Source organism: Enterococcus sp. DIV1089c (assembly GCF_050530965.1).
GTDB classification, from domain to species: domain Bacteria; phylum Bacillota; class Bacilli; order Lactobacillales; family Enterococcaceae; genus Enterococcus_B; species Enterococcus_B hirae.
Map to the genome: position 1 here is coordinate 1199809 of NZ_CP172888.1, position 26333 is coordinate 1226141.

Below are 26333 nucleotides of genomic sequence, written 5' to 3' on the forward strand. Positions count from 1 at the left end.
ACAAACCTCAAGGATAGTGCTAAAATATTCACAAAACAAAGATAGGTGGAATGAATATGCAATTGGATTGGAATAATTTAGGTTTCTCATATATCAAAACTCCTTGGCGTTACGTTGCAAAGTGGAAAGATGGTCAATGGGAAAAAGGAGAATTGACGGAAGACAACTATTTAACAATCCATGAAGGTTCTCCAGCGCTTCATTATGGACAACAATGCTTTGAAGGATTAAAAGCTTACCGAAGAAAAGATGGCAAGATCAATATTTTTCGACCAGATCAAAACAGCCGTCGTTTGAATCAAAGTGCTAGACGATTATTGATGCCGATGGTACCAGAAAAAATGTTCATTGATGCTGTGAAAGACGTAGTCAAAGCGAACGAAGCATTTGTACCACCTTATGGAACAGGCGCAACATTATACTTACGTCCTTTTCTGATTGGTGTCGGTGAAAACATTGGTGTGCACCCAGCGCCAGAGTACTTATTTGTCGTTTTCTGTACACCAGTTGGTGCTTACTTTAAAGGTGGTTTGAAACCAACGAACTTTATTGTATCAGAGTATGACCGGGCAGCACCTAATGGAACAGGGGCAGCAAAAGTAGGAGGGAACTATGCAGCTAGTCTGTTGCCAGGTACACAAGCGAAGGAATTAGATTATTCAGACTGCGTGTATTTAGATCCTGCTACTCACACGAAAATTGAAGAAGTCGGTGCAGCGAATTTCTTTGGTATTACTAAAGATGGGCAATTTATCACACCGCAATCGCCATCGATTTTACCAAGTATCACGAAATATTCACTCTTACAATTGGCTGAAGAGCGTTTAGGCTTAACTGCTGTCGAAGGGGATATCTTTATTGATCAATTAGACCAATTTGCCGAAGCAGGAGCGTGTGGCACAGCAGCGGTCATCTCACCGATCGGAGGGATCTATTATCAAAATAACTTACATGTTTTCCATAGCGAAACAGAAGTTGGTCCTGTAACTAAACGATTGTATGATGAATTGACAGGGATCCAGTTTGGCGATGTAGAAGCGCCTGAGGGTTGGATCGAAGTAGTCGAATAAACAACAGTATAATCTAATAAAAAAGAGATGCTACGATTTCTAGGACAGATATAGATGATCTGTCCTAGTTTTTTTATAAAATTAGTTTTACAAGCTTTCTTGCCACATACTACTTTAGAAGAGTTTATCCATCACCAAATAGAAAATACAATTTCACTCATATTAAAATATAAACTATTTATATTTTAACAATCAAATGGCTTGTAATCTGTCACAATAATCTAGATAGGCATATTTCATGCGTATCATTGTCTGGGTCTCATATTTTTTTAGGGATCAATCAAAATACGACGACCCAATATTGATAAGCCTATCAATAGTAGGTCGTCGTTTAAAGTTTATTTGAAACCGGTGAGTTCGTTAGTGTTAAACGAATTTTTCCGTTATCTTACTTAAATAAAAAGCGATTCGTGTTGTTTTAAATGGGATGACTAAAGTAAATAGGGTCCTCTTAAGATAAGTGGACGCCTTTATCTACATAAACGATGTCGCCAATCATTCCGCTTGATAATGGGCTAATTAAAAAGGCACAGGCATTCCCGACTTCTTCGATCGTCACACCTTGTTGATCTGGTGTACGTGATTCAGATAATTGGATCAATTTTTGGTAATCTTTCACGCCAGTAACCGCTAATGTTTTGATCGCTCCAGCTGAAATACCGTTGACACGAATGCCTTTAGGAGATAGTTCTGCAGCTAAGTAACGGATGGCTGCTTCTAAAGATGCTTTTGCGATTCCCATCATGTTGTAGTTAGGAATAGCGCGTTCTGATCCTAAATAAGACATGCTTACAATTCCGCTGTTATGTGCTAGATACTTTTGTGCATATTTTGTTACAGCGATTAATGAATAGCTACTGATATCTTGCGCTAATTGATAGCCGTCACGTGAGATATCGGATACGTTTCCTGATAATTCTTCTTTGTTTGCGTATGCGATCGCGTGTACTAGGCCGTGGATTTCTCCAGCATATTCGCCGATTGCATCCATTGCTTTTTCAATACTTTCATCACTTGATACATCACATTCCACCGTAAAGGCATCTTCGCCGACTAATTTAAGCAATGATTTTTTCATGCGTTCATTTTGATAAGTATAGATGATCTCAGCACCTTGTTTCATCATTGCTTCGGCACAACCCCAAGCAATACTACGCTTATTTGCGACGCCCATAATGACGATTTTCTTTCCTTCTAAAAAAGACATATTGACACTCCTTTGATCTTAAAAAGATTTAATAGGTTGTATAATAAACAATAATTGCAAAATAATAACCTCTTGATTTTCTATTATTAGTCAAAATGCTTTGATTGTCAAACTATTTTTTTAAATAATAAAAAAAGATTGCTAAAAATTTAAGAATATGATACTTTGATAATCAAAGTAATAATCAAGGCAATTAGCCAAAAGAAGGAGTATATTATGTCTTACGTATTATCAGCTACTGAAGTAATGGACTTGATCCCCAATCGTTATCCAATATGCTATATCGATTATGTCGATACCTTAGAACCAGGAAAGAAAATCGTCGCAACGAAAAATGTAACGATCAATGAAGATTTCTTCCAAGGACACTTTCCTGATAATCCAGTAATGCCTGGTGCATTGATTCTAGAAACCTTAGCGCAAGCTGGATCGATTCTGATTTTAAAATCAGAAGAATTTTTAGGCAAAAGAGCGTATATCGGTGGGATTAACAAAGCGAAATTTCGCCAGAAAGTGGTTCCTGGTGACGTGATGAAATGTCATTTTGAAATCACAAAAATGAAAGGTGCAGTAGGTACCGCTTTATCTGCGGCTTATGTCGAGGATAAAAAAGTTTGTGAGTGTGAGTTTACTTTTATTGTGAACAAAGATGCTTAATTGGGTAAAGCGGCTTTTTTTATAAAAGCAGAATTTACAAGGACCCAGTTATCAGTAAAAGCCGAAGAACAGCGAAGGGCAATGGAGTACCTTTCGTTATTCTTCGGCTTTTACTTAATGATTCGTCTTATGATTCTTTCGCTTCTTGTAAGATATTGATTTTTTCAATTTTAACCGCTTCTTTTGGTTTATCTGAGGCATCTGTTTCAACCTCTGCGATTTTATCTACAACGTCCATTCCTTCGATGACTTGTCCAAAGACCGTATATTCACCATCTAAACTAGGATAGCCACCATTTTTATACGCATTGATGATTGCTTGAGGGTAATCATCTTTTAATAGTCCGTCATGCATATCATCTGAGTTTTGGACGATAAAAAATTGGCTCCCATTACTGTTAGGATCTTGGGCACGTGCCATGGATAAAGCTCCGCGGATGTTGTAAAGCTGGTTAGATATTTCAGTTTCAAATCCTTTGCCCCAAATACTTTCACCGCCAGTACCATCCCCTTTAGGATCGCCTCCTTGGATCATGAAATCTTTGATCACTCGGTGGAAAGTCAAGCCATCGTAATAGCCATCTTTAGCATGTGTCATAAAATTCTCAACTGCTTTAGGGGCCAATTCAGGGAATAATTTCATTTTGATTGTCCCATTTGATGTGACCATCTCAACCAGATCTTCATTGGCAGCGACCTCATTGCTCAATTGAGGAAGAGGGAGTGCGTTTAAATCGACACTTTCTTTTGTACTGCTTTCCGTTGTTTTTTCTGTTGAACTTGTTGTTTCAGAAGTGTTTGTTTTTGGTTCACTTTGATTACACCCTGCTGCAAATAGTAGGGTTGCAACCAATCCCATACTTAAAAGAAGTTTTTTTGTTTTCATTTTTGGTTCCTTTCAAAGATAATCAGTTTGTTATCTATAATGATAACAAATAATGTTCAATTTACCTATTCTTTTTCTCATAATTTCTTCGTTTATGATCACTTTTCTCAAAGGTGTAGACCATTTAAAGCGCTTTTGTTATAATGTAAGTGGATACAAAAAAGATTTTGGGAGGATTCAACTGATGGGAAAATTAGGTATTTCGATTTATCCGGAACGTTCAATGTTCAAAAAGGACAAAGCATATTTGGATTTAGCACATAAATATGGATTCAAACGTGTATTTACTAGCTTATTACAAATAGAAGATGACAAAGAAAAGGTTTTAGCTGATTTTTCTAAAGTTGTGGAATATGCGAACCAATTAGGAATGGAAGTTATGGTAGATATCAACCCAGCATTATTTGAACAATTAGGGATATCCTACGATGATCTTTCCTTTTTTCATAAGATGGGAGCGTACGGCATCCGTTTAGATATCGGGTTCACGGGAGCTGAAGAAGCAAAAATGACACGTAATCCATACGGTATTAAGATTGAGATCAATATGAGTTCTGGCACTAGTTATGTTGACAACATCATGAGTTATTCTCCGAATACTAATAATTTGTTAGGGTCTCATAATTTTTACCCTCATCGCTATTCTGGTTTGAGTTATGATCATTTTGTGTATTGCTCAGAAAAATTTAGAAATTATAATTTGAATACAATGGCATTCGTCAATTCTCAAACCGCCGATTTCGGACCATGGCCAACGCAAGACGGTTTGTGTTCGCTTGAAGATCATCGAAACTTAGAGATTTCTACACAAGTCAAGCACTTGATGCTTACGGGTTTGATCGATGATATTTCTATCGGCAATGCTTATGCGAGCGAGGAAGAACTAAAAGCGATGGCAGAAGCATTTAATGCAGATTATCCAACGTTGAAAGTAGATGTTGAAGAAGATATCACCGAAGATGAACGGATTTGTTTGTTTGATAATCTCCACAGCTATCGTGGTGATCGTTCAGAATATATCCTTCGATCAACAATGACACGAATCTACTATAAAGATAAACCATTCCCACCACATAATACCCGGGACATGTCTCGCGGGGATGTCTTGATTGATAATGTGGGGTATGACCAATACAAAGGTGAAACTCAAATTGCGCTAAAAGAGATGAAAAATGACGGTCGTGTGAATGTAGTCGGACGTATTTCAGAAGATGAATTGTTCTTATTAGACTTCTTAAAACCGTGGTCAAGTTTTAAAATGATCGAAAATAAAAAATAATGGTTCCTAACTTTTAAATTTTTTGTTTAAAAGCTAAGAACCATCGGGGAAACTTCAAAGCCGGTTAATTCTACTGGTTTTGAAGTTTTTTTTGTAAAAATGATTGAAAAATTGATTAGTCTAAATAATTTGTCAAGATGTTATGTCTCTGAGATAACAAGACTGATCTTGATAGATTAGTTGTGTGAAGATGGTTTTTTTACAACCATTTATAAATGAAATTTGAAGAGAAATGGGTGATGTGGAGCTTTATATTTACTCTTGGAAGGATTGCATCGAATAACTTCTTTGTTTATACTTAATCAAGAATTAGTATTAATAATGGAATAAGGAAGGAAAGCGATGAAACTTTTGACAAAAATAGTAATCGGAATTGCTATTGTCGTGATAGTGGTTCTATTATTTGCAGGCAACTATTTTTATAATTATGCAGTTGTCCCATCAGAAAAGGATTTTTTAGAAAACGATACGCCGGGAACTTCTCAAACAACAAAAGAAAACGAGGCGACAAAGTGGTTCAATCAGAAAGAGAATCGCACTTACTGGCATCTAACATCAACAGATCATTTGAAATTGTCTGCGATCTATCTGCCAGCAGAAAAGAAAAGTGATAAAACAGTTATTGTTGCCCATGGTTATATGGGGAATGCAGAAACAATGGCAAATTATGCAAAAATGTTTCATGATTTAGGCTACAATGTGTTAGTTCCAGATGCTCGAGGCCACGGGCGTAGTGAAGGGGATTATATCGGATTCGGTTGGCCAGAGCGAAAAGATTACGTCCAATGGATCGATAAAATCTTAGCAGAAACAGGGCAGTCGCAACAAATCGTGCTTTATGGAGTAAGTATGGGTGCTGCAACTGTGATGATGACGAGCGGTGAGAAGCTACCAAATAACGTGAAAGCGATCATCGAAGACTGTGGGTATTCGTCAGTTGATGAAGAACTTGCATATCAACTAAAAGATATGTTCAACTTACCTTCTTTTCCATTGATCCAAGTGACTAGCTTGATTACAAAAATTCGAGCAGGGTATTTTTTTGGGGAAGCAAGTGGCGTTGATCAATTAACTAAAAATACGAAACCAATGTTATTTATCCATGGTGATGCGGATACATTCGTTCCCTATAATATGTTAGCAAAAGTATATGCTGCAACTAAGGGACCAAAAGAAAAATACGTGGTCAAGGGAGCCGAACACGCAAAAGCGTATCAGGCAGACCCAGAAAAGTATCAGCAAACCGTCAAAGAGTTTTTAGCAAAATATGTCCAATGAGTTGTTTGCTAATAGCTAATACAAAAATAATTTTAGGATTCTAATAGAGAGAACTCATTCTTTTTATTTACCGGCAGTCATCCGTTCACAATAGAAATATGGGTGACTGCTTACATATATAGTTGAGAATTTTACATAAATCAGACAAAAAAACGAACGAAAATCAAGAATAGGCAAAGAGGAACCTTTCTGTCATTATCGAAAAATACATTGTGAAGAATGAAAATAGAGAAAATGAATTTAGGAGCCTTTTTGACATAAAAACGGATATAAAATCGTTTCATGAAAAAAAGCGAATCAACCGCACAAAACGATTTTTATTGTAAAAAATGATCTCAAGAAAGGGAGCGAAAAAATGCCACTGGCAAATAAACTAGAACTAGAACAAGCTTTGCGCGCACGATTATTAGTCAATTCAATATCCTCTAAAGATACTAAACATTCAATTGTGAACCGCACAAAACGTTTGTTCAAAAAAAAAACCTTCGATTGAAGTAAATAAGCAAGACAAATTTGGGAATTTCAAAATGTATGAACAATTTTTTGATCTTCCAGTTGGAGATATTCGGCATATTCCTGATTTGAATGAGACGAAAGCGATGTTTAAAGAGTATTTGAAAAATTGGAGTCATATGATCAATGTGAGTGACGATCCTAACATAACAAGTTTAGCTGAAGAAAAGGGTCAGTTTACAATGTACGATTCATTCGAACGGAGTAGCGATGCTATCCAAGATACACAAAAAATAGAACAGGAACTTTTACACTTAAGTGGAGATGAAGCTCGTTTTCTCATATTACCACTCCTAAGTGGGAGACCGTTACATAAAGAGGAAAAAGAGTTGATTAAGGACACCACTGAAAATGAGCCTATATATACTAGTTTAACAGGAGCAATTATCCAAAATCAAAACAATAAATATCTCGTTACATTGGTAACTTCGAATGACCAAGAGCTCACGATTCGCAAATGCGCAATCGATCAAGACAAAACCAAAGAGTTAGCCAATCTATTGGGCACGCCATTACACTCTAGCCATGAGAATGAGACTACACTAGTGGATAAATTTGAGAATCTTAGGAATAAACAAGAAATAAAAGAAACGGCAAAGAATATATCACATTCAAAAAAATTTCATTTCTTACTTCCGCAACTATATTACACCGTTGACTACATTTTTTATGGGAATGCTGTTGATCAAATTCATGAGGATGTTCAAAAGAACGGTCAAATACAAGGTCAGAAGGTTAAGGCCATTGATGAACAAACGAAGCCCCCAATGGATTACTTCAATCTTACACCAGCAACTCAACAAAATAATCATAAACGTTTGATGAATGAGTTTCATTACGCAGCACTTAAGAGGATGAACCAATTACAATATTCGGAAGGTCTTCTTCATTCGATGGTTATTGTACATAATAAAACTGAACAAGTGGAAAATATGGATAAGAATTGGAAAACAAAAATTGAAGATACAATACTCACAACTTCTCAACAAAGAAAATCGTCGTATAGACAAGATTCAGTAGAAGTAGAAGACAGAGGGATTTACCTAGCTGAGCTGCGGGAACCAAAAGAAATATTTGAGAAAGCAGAAGAACAATTAAAACAGTCAAGAGGGATTGTTCTGCCAAATGAAGTGGCAGCAATTAGCCGTTCACTTCAATATAGTAAGTATTATCAGTTAGAAAAAAATTCGATTGTACAAGAACTCTCTCGATTAATGCCAGGCGATCCAACTTCTTTTCTAGTTACTTCTCATGATATTCAGATCAAGTTGAAGGACAAGGGCCCTCATGAAAAACAGAATCTTGGTTGTGTGATACGGAAAAATACTTTCGGGAACTTTATCGTTTCAGTGGTTGATCCCACAGGTTACTATCAAAAAAGAACGCAAGTAAATGGTCTGTTACCTTGTGTACATGAATTTGAAATTTCTAAATCTAACCTATCAGAACTAGCACAAGCACTCAATAAGCGCAACGATAAGAACAAAAGTGACTTTATCCTTCAAAGGGATTTATCTTTAATTAGCAATGGAGGAAAAGTTACAGATTATATCATTGATCAAAGTGCTTATTTAAAATCAAAACAGGGATTTCATCATTTTTCTGCCGCAGTAGATTTTGCTATTTTTTCACGTACAATGCAGTTAGGGCGTTATGTTTATATTAATGATCTTGAGAAATTGAGTGGAAAAAATACAGAGTTAGCGAATAATTTAGGAGAAGAAAGAGCATTGAAAATAGCTTATCCAGAACACTTTGCTCAAAAGAAAGTGAAAAAAACACGAGCTAATAATTCGCAAATAAGGGATGTTTATAAAAATTCTATCTTTGATCAAGAGAGATGATAAGGTTTACCATCACTCGTTCTTTTTGAACCAGTTTAGAAGAACTAGACAAAGAGACCGTTTGAACCACTCAACGAGTCGTTCAAACGGTCTCTATTTTCTATCGTTGAAAACATGTGATTTTTTGGTAATTAAAGATTAGCAAATTTTTCCAACAAACGGATCATTTGGCAAGTGAAACCATATTCATTGTCATACCAAGCAACGGTTTTTACGAGTTGGTAATCGCCAGCCGTTGTGACTTCTGTTTGAGTTGGATCGAAAATCGAACCTTGTGTGGTACCGATTACGTCACCAGAGACGATTTGACGATCATCATAACCAAATGATGGATTGTCTTCGGTATGTTTCTTGATCGCTTCGTTCACTTGTTCAGCGGTCACTTTTGTTTTTAAAATGGAGACTAGTTCTGTTAATGAACCATCCACTACAGGTACTCGTTGTGCGTGACCTTGCAATTTCCCTTGAAGCTCTGGAATAACTAAGCCAATTGCTTTTGCCGCACCTGTTGAGTGAGGGATCGTGTTGTCAGCTGCTGATCGAGCTGCCCGTAAATTTCCACCTTTTACTGGTCCGTCTAATAACATTTGTGTAGAAGTATAAGCATGAACGGTAGTCATAGTCCCCACTTCGATACCAAATTCATTATTTAAGAAATAAGCCATCGGTGCTAAACAGTTTGTCGTACAAGAGCCTGCCGAAATGATTTTATCATTAGCATCTAACGTATCATCATTTACATTGTATACGATAGTTTTCATTGCACCAGCAGGAGCAGAGATCACTACACGTTTTACCCCAGCGTTCAAATGGGCTTGTGCTTTTTCTTCCGAAGTATAAAAACCAGTACATTCCAGTACGATATCGACCCCGTTTTCTTTAACCCAAGGGATTTTACTTGCATCTGGTTCAGCATAGACACGCGTTTCTTCACCATCTACTACGATTGAGTCTTCTGTTGCAGTAACTGTACCGGGATAGGTTCCATGAGTTGAATCAAATTGTAGCAACTGTGCCAACATTGTTGGGCTAGTTAAGTCATTGATTGCTACGACTTCAATATCATCAGATACTTCTTTGATTCGGCGGAAAGCTAAACGTCCAATACGTCCAAATCCGTTAATACCTACTTTTACTGTCATAATCAAAAGTTCCTCCTTTAGTGATATTGAGGGTGCAAACTTCGCATCCTTGATTAATACACTGTCATTTTCCTCCTGTTCACAAAATTTGTCAAAAAAAGATACTTACAAAAGTAAAGTGATAAAAAGGTCTAAGAGATGAAAAGTACTAGGAGAACTTTGGAACAATTCACTTAGACAGAATAGAAAAAATGAACAAAACCTGGAAAGTTTAATTGAAACGATAGACAAAATAGCTTTTGACCGATAAAATAAATAAGACTTTTGTTTATTGTGGAAATTCAGGCAGTCAAATGAATAATAGATAATTAAAATAGGAGGACTTAAAGATGTCCATGTTTTTAGATCAAGTAACCATCGATGTGAAGGCCGGTAAAGGCGGCGACGGAATGGTCGCTTTTCGCAGAGAAAAATATGTACCTGATGGAGGACCTGCTGGTGGTGACGGCGGTCGTGGCGGTGACGTCATTTTGATCGTTGATGAAGGTTTACGTACATTAATGGATTTTCGTTTCAATCGCCATTTTAAAGCACAGCCAGGAGAAAACGGAATGAGTAAAGGGATGCACGGTCGGGGTTCAGAAGATACTTATGTGAAAGTACCTCAAGGAACGACTGTCCGTGATGCTGAAACAGGGGCTTTGTTAGGCGATTTAATTGAAAATGGTCAAACCTTAGTCGTTGCTAAAGGCGGGCGAGGGGGACGAGGAAACATTCGCTTTGCTTCCCCACGAAACCCAGCACCAGAAATTGCAGAAAACGGCGAACCAGGTCAGGAACGCAGAATCGAATTAGAGCTAAAAGTCTTGGCTGATGTTGGGCTAGTAGGCTTTCCATCTGTAGGGAAATCAACGTTACTTTCAGTTATTTCTTCCGCTCGCCCTAAAATCGGCGCCTACCATTTCACAACTTTAGTACCAAATCTTGGAATGGTAACAACTAGCGATGGACGCAGTTTTGCAGCAGCGGACCTTCCTGGATTGATTGAAGGAGCTTCTCAAGGTGTTGGCTTAGGAACGCAGTTTTTACGTCATATCGAACGTACTCGTGTTATTTTACATGTGATTGATATGAGTGGGATGGAAGGCAGAGATCCTTACGAAGACTATTTGGCGATCAACCATGAATTGTCTACTTATAATCTTCGTTTATTGGAACGACCTCAAATAATTGTAGCCAATAAAATGGACATGCCAAACGCAGAAGAAAATTTGAAAAAATTCAAAGAGCAGCTTAATAAAGAAAAAACAGATGAATTTGCAGACGATATGCCGATTTTTCCAGTTTCAGGGGTAACAAGAAAAGGCATTGATCCATTGCTGAATGCGACAGCGGATCTTCTAGAAGTAACACCAGAGTTTCCGTTATATGATGAAGAAATCGAAGAAGAAACAGTTCAATATGGATTCAATCCAGAAGGGCCAGAATTTAAAATCGATCGCGATCCTGATGCTACTTGGATTTTATCAGGAGAAAAAATTGAGAAACTATTCCAAATGACGAATTTCGATCACGATGAAACTGTTATGCGTTTTGCTCGTCAGTTGAGAGGAATGGGCGTTGACGAAGCTTTACGTGCCCGTGGAGCAAAAGATGGCGATCTAGTGAGAATTGGTGAATTTGAATTTGAGTTTGTCGAATAAGATTACGTATGCTCATGAAAAGAGCCCATGTTAACACTCAATATCAACAAAGCGTCAAACCAGAAAAATGGTTTGGCGCTTTTTTGGTTTAAGCAATGGTAGGATTTGTCTTTTGGTAAAAATTTTTAAGCTATCACCAATAGTATTCAGAAAGATTTTTTAATAGGAAAAATTTATATTTCTTATGTGTTATTTATTAAAGGGTTTTTCCTTTTGTTTTTTTAAAATAAAAGTTAGAATAAAGAAAATGAATAGAGGAGTGTTTTTATGAGCAAACGAGTGATTATTTTGAATTTCCCTGTAGAGAGTCAAGCTTACCAAGCATTTTCTGAAATCAAACGATTACACGCTTCTCGTGCCATCAAGGGTGAACAAATGGCAGTGATTAGTCATGATCCTAATGGAACGCATCAATTCAAAATAGAGGATTTTTTGGATTTTACTGGAAATAATAAATCTTCAAAAGGTGGTTTAATCGGAATGTTAGTCGGTGTCTTGGGAGGCCCACTAGGGATTCTTTTAGGTTGGTTTGCTGGCGGGATGATCGGTGCTACGCAGGATGCCAAGGAAATCCAAGATGCTCAGACAGTTTTTGATTTTGTGGGCAATAAAATTGGCGAAGGAGCAACCGGTTTGATTTTGATTGCTGAAGAAGAAGATAATCGTCCTTTGAACCAATTAGTCATGATGGATTTAGGTGGCGAAATTACTCGCTTAGATTATGAAGAGGTCGAAGAAGACGTCCACGCTGCCAAAGAAGTCGAAAAACAAACACAAGAAACGGCACGGAAATCGTGGAAAGACAAACATCCTCAATAAAGAGACGAACAGAATAAAGAAAGAGAAACGCGTGAAAAAGGCGTTTTTCTTTTTTTAGTACCAATAAAAATGCAATTATTTAGGAAGCAATACGGACTTTCGGTTGATTATCCGGCACATTTCCCATAAAATTAATAGTGAGTTTAAAGAAAGTCAGGTAGATTATGGAATTACAATTTTTAGGAACTGGTGCAGGGGTACCTGCCAAACATCGAAACGTTACCAGTATTGCATTAAAACTTTTGGATGAAAGAAATGAAGTCTGGTTATTTGACTGTGGTGAAGGAACGCAAATGCAAATCTTACGTACCAACATTCGTCCAAGAAAGATTGAAAAGATATTTATTACTCACTTACATGGTGACCATATCTTTGGGTTGCCAGGCTTGTTAAGCAGTCGTTCATTCCAAGGGGGAGATACGCCCTTGGAGATCTACGGACCAAAAGGAATCGAAACATTTGTCAAAACTTCGTTAGCTGTTTCGCAAACACGTTTAGGCTATCCGTTGAAATTCATCGAGTTAGTTGAAGATCAGCCGATTTTTCAAGATCAGCATTTTTCTGTCTATACTAAAAAATTAGATCATGGAATTGCCAGCTATGGCTTTCGGGTTGTGGAACATGACCATAAAGGAGAGCTTCAAGTTGAAAAATTACAAGAACTGAATATTCCGGCTGGACCAATATATGGAAAGTTGAAAAAAGGAGAATCTGTTCAATTACCTGATGGAAGGGTTGTGGACGGGAAGCAGTTTGTGGGACCAGACAAAAAAGGGCGGATCGTTACGATTTTAGGTGATACGAGGAAGACAGCAAATTCAGTCGTGTTGGCCCAAGACTGTGATGTTTTGGTTCATGAAAGTACGTTTAACAAAAATGAAGCCAAGCTGGCAAAGAACTACTTCCATTCGACGACTTATCAAGCGGCTGAAGTAGCTAAAGAAGCAGCAGCGAAAAGTTTGTTATTAACCCATATTAGTGCGCGCTATTTAGGAAAAGCTGCGCAAGAACTAGAAGAAGAGGCACGTGAGGTCTTTGCAAATACAAGGATCATGAAAGATTTTGATACTGTCGATATTCCATTTCGTGAGGAGGAAAAGAATGAATTTAGAAAATAAAGTTGTCTTAGTTACCGGTAGTTCTGGTGGATTGGGCGCTCAAATCTGTTATGAAGCTGCAAAAAAAGGTGCCATCGTCATTGCTTGTGCTCGACGCAGCCAATTGATTGATGAGGTTAAAGCAGAATGTCAGAGATTAAGCGGAAAGGAAGCCTATGCTTTTCCAGTAGATGTGAGTGATCCTGACAGCGTCGATCGGCTCTATGAACAAGTGATGCAAACAGTCGGACGTGTAGATGTGTTAGTCAATAATGCCGGCTTTGGCATTTTTGAAGATTTTTTAACTTTCGATTTAGGAAAAGCTTACGATATGTTTGAAGTAAATGTACTAGGAATGATGGTCCTAACTCAAAAATTTGCGATTGATATGGCTGAAAGAAGGCAAGGACATATCATCAATATTGCTTCAATGGCTGGGAAAATGGCGACGGCAAAATCAACGATCTATTCAGCAACAAAATTTGCTGTCTTAGGCTTTTCTAATGCCTTACGATTAGAATTAAGACCACTTGGAGTGGCAGTCACTACGGTGAATCCAGGACCGGTTGCTACTGAATTTTTTGATAAAGCTGATCCTACCGGCAGTTATTTAGAAAAAGTTAGTCAACTTGTTTTAGAACCGGAGAAACTAGCAAAAACAATTGTACGAACAATGGAACATCCAAAGCGTGAAGTGAATCGTCCTGTCCTTCTTGAAATAGCGGCTAAATTTTACACTCTCTTTCCGACTATTGGCGACTACCTCGCAAGTGGGATTTTTAATAAAAAGTAGGTGAAAGAGTATGAAAAAACAAAGTAGTGTGATTATTGGATTTTTGCTTGTCTTGATTATTGTCGTATTTGCTGTATTAAACAACAGAAATGTTCCTGTTAACTTTGGGATTGCTTCATTTTCTGCACCATTGATTTTAGTTATCATTGGTTCGGCGATTATTGGTGCATTGATTGTTTTTGTTACTGCATCAACCACTCTATGGCAACAGAAAAAACAAATCAAACAATTAAAGCAGGAACTATCAGATTATCAAGAAAATCTTGATAAAAAAATTGCTGAAGCAAAGGAAGAACAACAACGAACATTCCGAAATGAACGAGCAGAATTAGAAGCTGCTTATCAGGCAGAATTACAAGCAACGAAAAAACAACTACAACAAGCACAGTCGTCAACATCTGATACGCAGAAAATTTCAGCAAAGCAAAGCTATAATTATTTTGACTAAAGTTTTATGAACGAGATCAAAATAAAAGATGGCAGGAAGCATTGTTACATTTGGCTGAGAGGTAAAAGGCTGAGTTTCGGGTTTGTCAAATGGTCTTCAAAAAGTGCGTAACGACTTTTTGAAGACCATTTTAATGTGTTTGTGGCTATCTTTCTTCTTTTTTTTAAACTTTTCGTTTGCTATAATAACTAGGTTAGGGGTGAGCAAGTGAGACAAGCAAATTATGATTGGCAATTAAGTGAATCAGAACCGACTGAAATGTTTCTTCAAAGTATAAAGCAAGAGAATCTATCGCCTTTTATTGGCAAATTACTTTGGCAACGAGGCTATCGTGATGTAGAGAAAGTAAAAGAATTTTTGAATCCCAAACATCAAGAATTGCATGATCCTTACTTAATGCATGACATGGATAAAGCCATCAGTCGAATCCAAGAAGCGGTGATCAATGGTGAAAAAATAGTCGTTTATGGTGACTACGATGCAGATGGGATTACAAGTACGACAGTGATGAAAGAAACATTGGAGCTACTCGGCGCCAATGTCGAAACATTTTTACCCAATCGTTTTATCCATGGCTATGGACCAAACAAAGCCGTTTATCAAGAAAAAATCGATGCAGGTGCGCAATTGATCATTACAGTGGACAATGGTGTGGCTGGTCACGATGCCGTAGCTTATGCGCAACAAGCAGGTGTTGATGTAATCATCACAGATCACCATGAAATGCCCAGTGAATTACCTGAAGCCTGCGCTATCGTGCATCCACGACATCCACAAGGAAATTATCCGTTTCCTGATCTAGCAGGTGTCGGAGTAGCTTTTAAAGTGGCAACAGCATTATTAGAAGAACCTCCTGCTGAATTTTTAGATTTAGTGGCGATTGGAACGATTGCAGACTTGGTATCAATGACAGGGGAAAATCGCACACTTGTTGCTTTAGGGTTAGATACGATCAAAGAAACCGAACGGATCGGTTTACAAGCTTTATTTAATGAAAGTGGCGTCTCTATGAAAGAAGCAGATGAAACGACCATCGGCTTTTCAATTGCCCCACGGCTCAACGCGATTGGCCGAATGGGTGATCCTAATCCAGCTGTCGAGATGCTAGCTACCTTTGATGAGGAAGCGGCACTCACGTATGCCAAAAAACTCAACACGATCAATGAAGAAAGAAAAGCAGTCGTTGAAAAAATTACCCAAGAAGCATTGGAAATGATTGATGAAACGAATCAGATCCACCTTCTTGCCCATCCTGGGTGGCATGAGGGAGTGTTGGGGATCGTAGCTGGTAAGCTGATGAATGCCACTGGTAAACCGACGATCGTCTTAACGATCAAAGAAGATGGTACAGCGAAAGGATCTGGCCGAAGTGTCGAAGCCCTGAATCTATATGAAATGTTAGATGCGATGCGTGACTTATTTACTTTCTTTGGAGGACACCATGCTGCTGTAGGGTTAACGATGCCTAGTGATAATCTTCAAGAATTACAAAAACGAATGAATCAGTATGTTTCCGAACAAAAAATAGATTTGACAAAAGGCGCAGCTCTACCGATCGACGAAGTCCTTACACCCAAAGATGTAACTATCGAATTGCTTAATGAATTAAAGTTACTTGCACCATATGGTACAGACAATGCGGTACCTCACTTTCTGTTTCGCCAAATCTTGGCTGAAAATGTGAAAAGAATTGGTACGAGTCAGCAACATTTGAAGTTAACATTGATGGAAGAAGCTAGTCCGTTAGATGCGGTAGCATTTGGTTTTGGCGACCAAGAAGCTGAGCTGTTAAATAATCCAGTGGATATCGTTGGGAAATTAGCTATCAATGAATGGAACGGTCGGAAAAAACCGCAATTGCTGGTATCAGACTTTGTTGTTGATGGATTTCAAATTTTTGATTGGCGTTCAAAGAGATACCGTCAGTTAACGAAGGTTGATCCACAAACATTGTATCTTGCGTTTGATCGCTCTTCTTTAAAAGAAATCTCTGGACTGGCTACAGACAATGTCCACGTGTTCGAAAGTGTGGAACATATCAAGCAGTTGATCCACGATAATTCATATCATTCCTTGCTGGTAGTTGATTGTCCAAATGATTTAGAAATATTAAAAGAAATCCTTGTCTTTGGTTCTTTCGATCGAATGTACTTATTAGGGATTTCTTATGAAGAAGCTTATTTGAATGGAGTTGGGTCAAGAGAACAATATGCCAAATTGTTCAAACTGATCCATACACAAGAAAAAATAGATATTCGCTATAAATTAGGCTCGATTGCTCAATATCTAAAAATACCACAAAAATTATTAATTTTTATGATTCAGGTGTTTTTTGAATTGAAATTTGTTACAATAGAAGATGGCGTTTTGCAAAAGATCGCTAATCCCAAAAGTCATCCGTTGACTGATAGCGTGCGTTATCAGCAACGAATAAAAAAAATCAAAGTAGAGGAATTCTTATTGTTAAGTGATATTCCCTCTATTAAAAAAAGGTTAACAACCTAGGAGGAGACAAATAGTGGATTTAAAAAAATATATTGCAAGTATTCCTGATTATCCAGCAAAAGGAATTATTTTTCGTGACATCTCGCCCCTTATGGCTGATGGAGATGCCTACAGAGAAGCAACGAAACAGATCGTAGACTATGCGAAAGAAAAAAGAATCGATATGGTTGTAGGACCAGAAGCGCGAGGATTCATCGTTGGCTGTCCTGTAGCTTACGAATTAGGAGTTGGATTTGCACCTGTACGTAAAAAAGGGAAGTTGCCTCGTGAAACGATCGAAGTAACTTATGGACTGGAATACGGTACAGATACATTGACACTCCATAAAGATGCGATCCAACCTGGACAAAGAGTTTTGATTTGTGATGACCTATTAGCTACAGGGGGAACGATCAAAGCAACCATCGAATTAGTAGAAAAATTGGGCGGTGTCGTTGTTGGCTGTGCTTTCTTGATCGAACTAATGGACTTAGATGGTCGTGAAAAAATCGAAGGATATGATATGATCACCTTGATGGAATATTAAACGATTTTTTGCTTAATAAACATTAAAAATAAATGTAAAAAGAAAGTGGGGCATTAATCAGATTTTTTCTGACTAATTGTCCCACTCTCTTTTTTGTGAAGCAATCCTAAGCACGCTTGCTCACTATTTTTAGTTTGTGCAGGTGTATTTGTAAAAGTAGTCAATTGTTTTTTGATGGGGGGGAACAATCGACTACTTTTTTGTGCATGAGCCGTTTTCTGACTCTTACATATGTGTTTTTTTATTTCGTTATTCAGGATTCTTTATGGGTCAAGATCAAGAGTGTCTCGATCGATAATAGGAGTCTGGATAAAAAGTGTCATCATGAATCCGACGCCGTTCAGACTGACGGTATTTCTTTTCATCCCACAACATAAACCATAAAGCAAACAACGGAACAAAGATCAACAATGCTGTACGCATACCAAAATTACCAATAATAATGCCTAAAAATAATACCATTAATACTAAGCCAAGACGTCTCATTGATTTCATGATTTCTCACCTCATTATTTTATACGAACAAAAGTTCGTATAATTAGTATACGAACTTTTGTTCGTTTTGTAAAGAGGGAAGAACAAAAAAGATCGAAATCTATGTGTGTAATACTCAGAATTTTTTTAAACCAGCACAGGTCATTTGCTTATTTACTGTATTTAAAGCAGTTAGCTGTATTTGATCTAAATCATGCCGCAGATCATGGTAGGTAAATGACGATTGTAGTGGTACCAAATGAAAAAATCGAAATGGAAATACGACAAAGATCGACAAAAAAGTAGGAGATCGGTGCATTTTATTTAAGGAGTGAGGAAAGCACAAGAGAAAAAACTCAGGCCGTTTATGGACACTTAATCATCGTTTATCCATCTTAATGCCCATTAAAGAACCCGAGACACTTTGCCCCGGGTTTTTCAGTCTTTATTGATAGATATAGCAGTTACTGCAAATAAATGAGTATGCGAGTAAGACCTTCACTTAAGTCTAGTCAAAAAAATCGTCTTTAATAGATATGACTGCGGTAGAGCCCAACGACTCGACCTAAAATAGAGACTTGATCTAAAATGATCGGTTCAAGAAGATCGTTTTCCGGTTGTAAACGAAAATGATTTTTTTCTTTATAGAATCGTTTACAAGTCGCTTCATCTTCGGCGGTCATTGCAATCACGATATCCCCGTTTTGGGCAGTTTCTTGTTTACGGACAATTACATTATCTCCGTCTAAAATTCCTGCATTGATCATACTTTCTCCGCGGATCGTCAACATGAACAAGCTTCCATCTTCAGAAGAAAGGTTCGGAGGGATCGGAAAGAAATCGGACGCATCTTCAACTGCTAAAATCGGTTCACCTGCAGTGACCACACCAAGCACTGGAATCGTGGAAGGTTTTACCCCTATTTTGGCTAATCCTTGTTTTGTTAATTCGATTGCACGTGGTTTCGTAGGGTCACGTTGAATAAATCCTTTTTTTTCCAATCGTGCAAGATGACCGTGAACTGTGGAGGTAGAAGAAAGCTGAACCGCTTCTCCGATCTCCCGAACAGTTGGTGGGTAGCCTTTTTGGGAAACTTGCTCGTGGATATATCGTAAGACTTCGATTTGTCTGGTTTCGGTTTGTCGGGCCACAGAGTACACCTTCTTTCAATTAATAATTAAATAGTACCACATAAAACTACTTCTTTCAAACAAATGTTCGTATTTAAAATATTTTATACTAGTTGTTTTTTTCGTGATTTTTATATAATATGAAGTAGAGTAAAAAGGGGGACTTGCTATGTTATCACCGGAAAAAATTACCCGCATCAACGAACTGGCCCAAAAAAAGAAAACAGAAGGCTTAACAGCTGACGAAGAAAAAGAACAATTGGCGTTAAGAGAAGAGTATCTGTCTGCTTTTCGTTCTGGGATGCGACACCATATCGAAGGGATGAAAATCGTTGATCCAGAAGGTAACGATGTCACTCCAGAAAAATTGAAAGAAATCCAACGTGAAAAAGGCTTACATCGTCGAGGAAATAAGTTTCAGTAATAATTACTAAAAAACATTGCTTTTTCTAGACGTATCTAATAAAATTAGTAAGTAAGAAATAAAGGTAAAAAAAACCTAAATTAATAGGAGGGGTTATTTTGTTCGACAAAATCGACCAACTTGGCGTTAACACGATCCGTACATTAAGTATTGAAGCAGTTCAAAAGGCAAATTCTGGACACCCAGGGTTACCAATGGGGGCAGCCCCAATGGCATATGCACTCTGGACGAAACATTTGAAAGTGAACCCAACGACTTCAAAAAATTGGGTTGACCGTGACCGTTTTGTCTTATCCGCAGGACATGGTTCGGCAATGTTATACAGCTTACTACATTTATCAGGTTATCAAGTCACAATCGATGACTTAAAACAATTCCGTCAATGGGATTCAAAAACACCTGGACATCCAGAGGTCAATCATACTGACGGAGTAGAAGCAACAACTGGACCGTTAGGACAAGGAATCGCTATGGCTGTAGGTATGGCAATGGCAGAAGCTCACTTGGCAGCAACATATAACAGAGAAAACTTCAAAGTGGTAGATCACTATACTTATTCTCTTTGTGGCGACGGCGACTTGATGGAAGGCGTTTCGCAAGAAGCAAGTTCAATGGCTGCTCACATGAAATTAGGTAAATTGATCGTATTGTATGATTCAAATGATATTTCATTAGATGGTCCTACTTCAAAAGCTTTCACTGAAAATGTAGGAGCTCGTTATGAAGCTTATGGCTGGCAACATATTTTGGTTAAAGATGGAAATGATTTAGAAGCCATCAATCAAGCGATCGAAGAAGCAAAAGCTGAAACTGAAAAACCAACATTGATCGAAGTCAAAACAGTGATCGGCTACGGAGCTCCTAAAGAAGGAACTTCTGCTGTCCATGGGGCACCAATTGGCGATGATGGAATTAAAATGGCTAAAGGAGTGTATGGTTGGGAGTATCCTGATTTCACAGTTCCAGAAGAAGTAGCTGAAAGATTCCACCAAACAATGGTTGAAGAAGGGCAAAAAGCTGAAAATGAATGGAAAGAAATGTTTGAAAACTATAAACATGCTTATCCAGAATTAGCTCAACAATTTGAAGATGCGTTTGCTGGAAAACTTCCAGCTGACTGGGATGCTGAATTACCTTCTTATGAAGTAGGCGAAAGTCAAGCTAGCCGGGTTTCAAGCAAAGAAGTGATTCAAGAGTTATCAAAAGCAATCCCAAGTTTCTGGGGCGGATCAGCGGACTTATCAGGTTCGAATAATACGATGGTCACTGCGGACAAAGACTTTACTCCAGAACATTATGAAGGTCGTAATATTTGGTTTGGCGTTCGTGAGTTTGCGATGGCAGCTGCGATGAACGGTATCCAGCTTCATGGCGGAACTCGTATCTATGGCGGCACATTCTTTGTTTTCGTTGATTACTTACGTCCAGCAGTCCGTTTAGCAGCTATTCAAAATACACCGGTCATCTACGTGTTGACACATGATTCAGTGGCGGTTGGTGAAGATGGACCAACACATGAGCCAATCGAACAATTAGCGTCTGTAAGATGTATGCCAGGTGTTCACGTGATTCGTCCAGCCGATGGGAATGAAACACGCGCTGCTTGGAAAGTAGCAATGGAATCGACTGATACACCAACGATCTTGGTTTTAAGTCGTCAAAATCTTCCAGTTCTGCCATCAACGAAAGAAGTGGCAGACGAAATGGTGAAAAAAGGAGCTTATGTACTATCACCAGCTCAAGGAGAAACACCAGAAGGTATCTTGATCGCGACTGGTTCTGAAGTGGATCTAGCAGTCAAAGCACAAAAAGAATTGGCAGCAGCTGGAAAAGATGTTTCAGTCGTTTCAATGCCAAGTTTCGATTTATTTGAAAAACAATCTGCAGAATACAAAGAAAGCGTCTTACCAAAAGCCGTAACAAAACGAGTAGCTATTGAAGCAGCAGCTTCATTTGGTTGGGAACGCTATGTTGGGACAGAAGGAACAACTATCACGATCGATCATTTTGGTGCTTCTGCTCCAGGAAATAAAATTCTTGAAGAATTTGGTTTCACTGTGGAAAATGTTGTAGCAACTTTCAACCAATTATAAAATGAGTTAAAGAAGTTTTACGACAAACGTTTAAGAACATCTGAAAAAGGAGACTATTTTCAGATGTTCTTTTTTTGTAGTAGAAAATTAGAATAATGATTCGTGTTTAATATTACTTAATGTTTCTTTAACATTACGTTCGTGTTACAAAAAGAAAAATAGTAAAGATTGATTTGAGTTTCCCATAAATTAAAAGTATAATTTAATTAATTAAGATTGTTTAAAGATGGAAACTTTATCAAGAGTTTTTTATTTTTTTGAGGAGGAATTCGAATGCAAGAGCTGAAAACCCGCAGTGCCCGACACCAAAAGAATAAAAGAACCATGGTGATCAATAAAAAAGCGATTGCTCCTTTGATGGGGACAACTCTTTTAGTGGGGCCAATGATGGTTACAGCAGCACCGCAAAATGTACGAGCAGATGAGCAGGTCACACAAACGACTGCAGATCCACAAGCTTTCATCAATCAAATCGGTTGGGCAGCTTCTGAAGTGGCTGCAAACAATGATTTATATGCATCGGTCATGATTGCCCAAGCTTTATTAGAAAGTGCTTATGGCACATCTAGCCTGGCAAGTGCGCCAAACTATAATTTATTCGGAGTTAAAGGAAGTTATAGTGATCAAGTCGTTTATATGGCTACAAAGGAATATCTTAATGGACAATGGGTCACGATGAATGAACCTTTCCGTAAATATTCTTCTTATTGGGAATCTCTGCAAGATCATGCCAACGTTTTGCGTTCAACTAGTTTTTCAACTGGAGACTATCATTATGCTGGTGTCTGGAAAAGTAATACCACGAGTTTTTACGATGCGACAGCATATCTAACTGGTCGTTATGCAACAGATCCGGGTTACGGAGCAAAATTGAACTCATTGATTAATACGTATAATTTAACCCGATTTGATACGCCTTCTTCTGGTACCACAACGACGACAAGTACTACCACAACGACTACTACGTCAACTACCTCTTCAACAAGTGGTAGCCAGACTTATAAAGTGGTTTCAGGTGATACTTTGTGGGATATCGCACAGAAATTTGGTTTGTCAGTTGATGACTTAATGGCTAAAAATGGGATGACGATGTCTAACTATTCCTTATTAGTCGGACAAGAAATAAACGTTTAGTTAAATTAAGAGATAAAAACGGGAAAGGCTCTTCGCAGCTTTCCTGTTTTTTTACGTTGAAAAGGCGAATTATTCGCCAGAAGTTTCTTAGTTGTATTATCATTGAATAGAAGAAAATATTAAGGAGGAACTTAAAATGACACAAATTTATCATTCGATTACAGAATTGATTGGTCAGACACCGATCGTTAAGCTTAATCATTTGGTTCCAGAAGATTCAGCGGAAGTTTATGTGAAATTGGAATTTTTTAATCCTGGTGGTAGCGTAAAAGACCGGATTGCATTAAGTATGATTGAAAAAGCAGAACGGGATGGCCTTCTTAAGCCAGGAGACACAATCATCGAACCGACTTCAGGAAATACAGGGATCGGATTAGCCATGGTTGGGGTAGCTAAAGGGTATAAAGTGATCATCGTGATGCCAGAAACGATGAGTATCGAACGACGCTTATTGATGAAAGGTTATGGTGCTGAATTACTGCTCACGCCAGGTAAGGATGGAATCAGTGGCTCAATCAAAGAAGCGAAACGTTTAGCAGCGGAAAATGACTACTTCTTGCCACTTCAGTTTGAAAATCCAGCAAATCCTTCTATCCATGAGAAAACAACTGGACATGAGATTCAAGAGGCGTTTGGTGTGAATGGGTTAGATGCTTTTGTAGCAGGGATTGGCACTGGAGGAACGATTTCTGGTGCCGGTAAAGAGTTGAAGCGAGTCTATCCAGCAATTGAAATCATTGGAGTTGAACCAGCCGAATCAGCGATTTTAGAAGGGAAAGAAGCAGGACCACATAAAATTCAAGGGATTGGGACAGGGTTTGTGCCAGATACTTTGGATACGAGCGTCTATGATCGGGTAGTTTCTGTAACAGGGGATCAAGCGTTAGCCACTGCTAGAGAAGTTGGAAAAAAAGAAGGAATCTTAGTAGGCATTTCATCAGGCGCAGCGATTGCTGCTGCTTTGGCAGAAGCGAAAGTGTTAGGTAAAGGGAAAAAAGTCTTAGCGGTTGTCCCAGATAACGGAGAACGTTATTTGTCAACAGCGCTTTATCAAGAAATGTAAAGAATTCTTACCACAACATTTAGACGTAATTAAGGAGATTTTTTCCTTGATTGCGTCTTTTTTCGCAATATTATGATTAATTTGAAATTTCTTTTCATGAAAAGTAGATTTTAAAAAGTAGAAATAGTATGATAGGACGAGAATAACAACGCGGGGTGTTAAAAATGGAGAATAAACTATTAGTTGAAGAAACAATCGAAAAATTGAAAAAGGAAAATATACGGATCACACCTCAGAGGTATGCAGTTTTAGAGTATCTGATTGAACATCATTCACATCCAACTGCTGACGAAATTTATCGTGCTCTGGAAGATCGTTTTCCGAATATGAGTGTGGCAACAGTTTATAACAATTTAAGATTGTTTACTTCAATTGGCTTTGTACAAGAGATGAAATTTGGGGATTCATCTAGTCGATTCGATTTTAGTTCAAAACGTCACTATCATGTGATATGCGAAAATTGTGGAAAGATCGTCGATTTTCATTATCCTGATTTAGCGGATATCGAAATGGCAGCTGGTCGATTGACGAACTTTGAGATCAATGAGCATCGTTTGGAATTATATGGTCGCTGTCCTGAGTGTCAAAAAGAACAAGCGATTTAGTTTGCTGAAAGTATTGATAAAAATATGAAAAAATAAAAAATTAGTCAGTTTGATAAACAAATCACTGACTTTTTTTTATTTTTTCTCTTTCTTTCACAAAGGTTATAGTATATGTTTTTGTTTTCACAAGTAAATCGTGGAGTAATCAGCAATTGCGCAGGAGAATGAACAGAAAACAACAAGGTTGAATTTGTGAATTCACAAGCATTAAACTGTTGTATCCGTTTTATTTTTGCTATATTTAAACTTGTCGAAGGACAAATCGTTAATCGGAGGGATTCACATATGAAAGTTGTAGTAATTGGCTGCACGCATGCGGGTACAGCAGCTGTTAAAAGTATCTTAAAAAATCACCCAGAAGCGGATGTTACTGTGTACGAGCGAAATGATAATATTTCCTTTTTATCATGTGGGATCGCATTATACGTGGGTGGTGTAGTAAAAGACCCAGCCGGTTTATTCTATTCTAATCCTGAAGAACTACATTCTTTAGGTGCAACTGTAAAAATGGAACATGATGTAACTGACGTGGATACTGAAAAGAAAACTGTGACAGCCAAAGATCTAAAAACTGGTGAAGTTGAAACAGTTTCTTATGATAAATTGGTAATGACTACTGGCTCTTGGCCAATCATTCCGCCAATCAAAGGTATTGAATCAAAAAATATTTTGTTATGTAAAAACTATAACCAAGCAAATGAAATTATTGCACAAGTAGAAGATGCAAAACGGGTGGTCATCGTAGGTGGCGGTTATATCGGTATCGAATTAGTCGAAGCTTTTGTTGAATCTGGTAAACAAGTTACATTGATTGATGGTTTAGATCGTATTTTAAATAAATATCTTGATAAACCATTCACAGATGTATTAGAAAAAGAACTTGTCGACCGTGGAGTTACTCTAGCATTAGGTGAAAATGTTTCTGAGTTTATTGCGGATGAAGAGGGTAAAGTGAAACAAGTAGCAACTGCTAAAGAAACTTTTGACGCGGACATGGTCATCTTATGTGTTGGTTTTAGACCAAATACGACATTAGTTGATGGAAAAGTTGATACGTTACCTAATGGAGCCATCAAAGTTAATGAATATATGCAAACAAGTGATCCAGATATCTTTGCTGCAGGGGATTCTGCTGTAGTAAGTTATAACCCAAGTGGTACCCAAAATTATATTCCTTTGGCAACTAACGCAGTTCGTCAAGGATTGTTGGTAGGAAATAATTTGACTGAACATAAAATGGCGTATCGTGGAACGCAAGGAACGTCTGGACTTTACCTATTTGGTTGGACGATTGGTTCAACAGGGGTGACAAAAGAGAGCGCACCTATGAATAATTTAGAAGTCCAAGCAACGGTCTTTGAAGACAATTATCGTCCAGAATTCATGCCAACAAATGAAAAAGTGATGATGGAATTGGTTTATGAAAAAGGGACAAACCGCATTGTCGGTGCCCAATTCATGTCGAAATATGATATCACTCAATCAGCAAATACGATGTCACTGGCTGTTCAAAATAAAATGACCGTTGAAGATCTAGCGCTATCTGATTTCTTCTTCCAACCTCATTTTGACCGTCCATGGAACTACTTGAACCTATTGGCACAAGCTGCATTGGGCGAAATCGAAACTGCGCAATAAGCAATCAGCAATCAGCGAATGGTTGAACATTGTTTATTCGTTTTTTAGAGATACTAGAAGAGACT

At 37.9% G+C, this 26333-nt stretch carries 23 protein-coding genes; 18 read left to right on the top strand and 5 right to left on the bottom strand.

From position 1 onward, the window contains the following. Positions 1-56 precede the first annotated feature (56 nt). On the top strand, positions 57-1070 hold the full coding sequence (locus tag IGL30_RS05665; protein ID WP_123874893.1) for a branched-chain amino acid aminotransferase: 1014 nt from the start codon (positions 57-59) through the stop codon (positions 1068-1070). A gap of 451 nt (positions 1071-1521) precedes the next feature. Here the strand turns inward: IGL30_RS05665 and fabI are convergent, their stop codons facing one another. After that, positions 1522-2277: an enoyl-ACP reductase FabI gene (fabI, locus tag IGL30_RS05670; protein ID WP_010719275.1), complete on the bottom strand. Its 756-nt coding sequence runs from the start codon at positions 2275-2277 to the stop codon at positions 1522-1524. Positions 2278-2493: 216 nt separating this feature from the next. Here fabI and fabZ point away from each other — a divergent pair, with 216 nt between their 5' ends. Then, positions 2494-2934, top strand: a complete 441-nt coding sequence (gene fabZ, locus IGL30_RS05675; protein WP_010719274.1) for a 3-hydroxyacyl-ACP dehydratase FabZ — start codon at positions 2494-2496, stop codon at positions 2932-2934. Between the two features lie 127 nt (positions 2935-3061). Here the strand turns inward: fabZ and IGL30_RS05680 are convergent, their stop codons facing one another. Beyond that, a complete protein-coding gene (locus IGL30_RS05680) occupies positions 3062-3820 on the bottom strand; it encodes a peptidylprolyl isomerase (protein WP_123874811.1) in 759 nt (252 codons plus the stop codon). A gap of 184 nt (positions 3821-4004) precedes the next feature. Between IGL30_RS05680 and IGL30_RS05685 the strand changes: the two genes are divergently transcribed. The 3 genes from IGL30_RS05685 (at position 4005) to IGL30_RS05695 (ending at position 8734) form a co-directional block, all read left to right on the top strand. Continuing rightward, complete coding sequence (locus tag IGL30_RS05685) at positions 4005-5099, top strand: DUF871 domain-containing protein (protein WP_430618563.1); 1095 nt, start codon at positions 4005-4007, stop codon at positions 5097-5099. A gap of 342 nt (positions 5100-5441) precedes the next feature. Beyond that, complete coding sequence (locus IGL30_RS05690) at positions 5442-6377, top strand: alpha/beta hydrolase (RefSeq protein ID WP_123874810.1); 936 nt, start codon at positions 5442-5444, stop codon at positions 6375-6377. A 527-nt stretch (positions 6378-6904) separates the two neighbouring features. Next, a complete protein-coding gene (locus IGL30_RS05695) occupies positions 6905-8734 on the top strand; it encodes a hypothetical protein (protein WP_123874809.1) in 1830 nt (609 codons plus the stop codon). Positions 8735-8865: 131 nt separating this feature from the next. Here IGL30_RS05695 and gap read toward each other — a convergent pair whose 3' ends face one another. Continuing rightward, positions 8866-9876 carry a type I glyceraldehyde-3-phosphate dehydrogenase gene (gap, locus tag IGL30_RS05700; RefSeq protein WP_010719268.1) on the bottom strand — a complete coding sequence of 337 codons (1011 nt, stop codon included), beginning with the start codon at positions 9874-9876 and terminating at the stop codon, positions 8866-8868. Between the two features lie 329 nt (positions 9877-10205). Between gap and obgE the strand changes: the two genes are divergently transcribed. From obgE to IGL30_RS05735, 7 genes are all read left to right on the top strand, one after another. Further along, positions 10206-11519, top strand: a complete 1314-nt coding sequence (gene obgE, locus IGL30_RS05705) for a GTPase ObgE (RefSeq protein ID WP_010719267.1) — start codon at positions 10206-10208, stop codon at positions 11517-11519. A gap of 267 nt (positions 11520-11786) precedes the next feature. Next, positions 11787-12338, top strand: coding sequence for a hypothetical protein (locus IGL30_RS05710; protein ID WP_010737501.1), 552 nt, complete (start codon positions 11787-11789; stop codon positions 12336-12338). A gap of 164 nt (positions 12339-12502) precedes the next feature. Next, positions 12503-13456: a ribonuclease Z gene (gene rnz, locus IGL30_RS05715; RefSeq protein ID WP_010737502.1), complete on the top strand. Its 954-nt coding sequence runs from the start codon at positions 12503-12505 to the stop codon at positions 13454-13456. Continuing rightward, positions 13440-14228: an SDR family NAD(P)-dependent oxidoreductase gene (locus IGL30_RS05720; protein ID WP_010737503.1), complete on the top strand. Its 789-nt coding sequence runs from the start codon at positions 13440-13442 to the stop codon at positions 14226-14228. The genes rnz and IGL30_RS05720 overlap by 17 nt, the downstream gene beginning before the upstream one ends. A 10-nt stretch (positions 14229-14238) precedes the next feature. After that, positions 14239-14676: a LapA family protein gene (locus IGL30_RS05725; protein WP_010719263.1), complete on the top strand. Its 438-nt coding sequence runs from the start codon at positions 14239-14241 to the stop codon at positions 14674-14676. 207 nt (positions 14677-14883) lie between these two features. After that, the gene (recJ, locus tag IGL30_RS05730; RefSeq protein WP_123874808.1) at positions 14884-17181 is read left to right on the top strand and encodes a single-stranded-DNA-specific exonuclease RecJ; all 2298 of its coding nucleotides are present in this window, start codon (positions 14884-14886) and stop codon (positions 17179-17181) included. 13 nt (positions 17182-17194) lie between these two features. Then, the gene (locus tag IGL30_RS05735) at positions 17195-17707 is read left to right on the top strand and encodes an adenine phosphoribosyltransferase (protein WP_010719261.1); all 513 of its coding nucleotides are present in this window, start codon (positions 17195-17197) and stop codon (positions 17705-17707) included. 276 nt (positions 17708-17983) lie between these two features. On the opposite strand, the gene IGL30_RS05740 is transcribed toward IGL30_RS05735, so the two are convergent. Together IGL30_RS05740 and lexA are read right to left on the bottom strand one after the other, a co-directional pair. Beyond that, positions 17984-18202, bottom strand: a complete 219-nt coding sequence (locus tag IGL30_RS05740; RefSeq protein ID WP_010719260.1) for a hypothetical protein — start codon at positions 18200-18202, stop codon at positions 17984-17986. Between the two features lie 506 nt (positions 18203-18708). After that, positions 18709-19332 carry a transcriptional repressor LexA gene (gene lexA, locus IGL30_RS05745; protein ID WP_010719259.1) on the bottom strand — a complete coding sequence of 208 codons (624 nt, stop codon included), beginning with the start codon at positions 19330-19332 and terminating at the stop codon, positions 18709-18711. A 148-nt stretch (positions 19333-19480) separates the two neighbouring features. Here lexA and IGL30_RS05750 point away from each other — a divergent pair, with 148 nt between their 5' ends. The 6 genes from IGL30_RS05750 (at position 19481) to IGL30_RS05775 (ending at position 26268) form a co-directional block, all read left to right on the top strand. Beyond that, the gene (locus IGL30_RS05750) at positions 19481-19735 is read left to right on the top strand and encodes a DUF896 family protein (RefSeq protein ID WP_010719258.1); all 255 of its coding nucleotides are present in this window, start codon (positions 19481-19483) and stop codon (positions 19733-19735) included. 98 nt (positions 19736-19833) lie between these two features. Then, the gene (gene tkt / locus IGL30_RS05755) at positions 19834-21828 is read left to right on the top strand and encodes a transketolase (protein ID WP_010737506.1); all 1995 of its coding nucleotides are present in this window, start codon (positions 19834-19836) and stop codon (positions 21826-21828) included. Positions 21829-22101: 273 nt separating this feature from the next. Then, on the top strand, positions 22102-22962 hold the full coding sequence (locus IGL30_RS05760) for a glucosaminidase domain-containing protein (protein WP_123874807.1): 861 nt from the start codon (positions 22102-22104) through the stop codon (positions 22960-22962). A 136-nt stretch (positions 22963-23098) separates the two neighbouring features. Further along, a complete protein-coding gene (cysK, locus tag IGL30_RS05765; RefSeq protein WP_010719255.1) occupies positions 23099-24025 on the top strand; it encodes a cysteine synthase A in 927 nt (308 codons plus the stop codon). Positions 24026-24189: 164 nt separating this feature from the next. After that, on the top strand, positions 24190-24630 hold the full coding sequence (locus tag IGL30_RS05770; protein ID WP_010719254.1) for a Fur family transcriptional regulator: 441 nt from the start codon (positions 24190-24192) through the stop codon (positions 24628-24630). A gap of 285 nt (positions 24631-24915) precedes the next feature. After that, positions 24916-26268 carry an NADH oxidase gene (locus tag IGL30_RS05775; RefSeq protein ID WP_123874806.1) on the top strand — a complete coding sequence of 451 codons (1353 nt, stop codon included), beginning with the start codon at positions 24916-24918 and terminating at the stop codon, positions 26266-26268. Positions 26269-26333 lie beyond the last annotated feature (65 nt).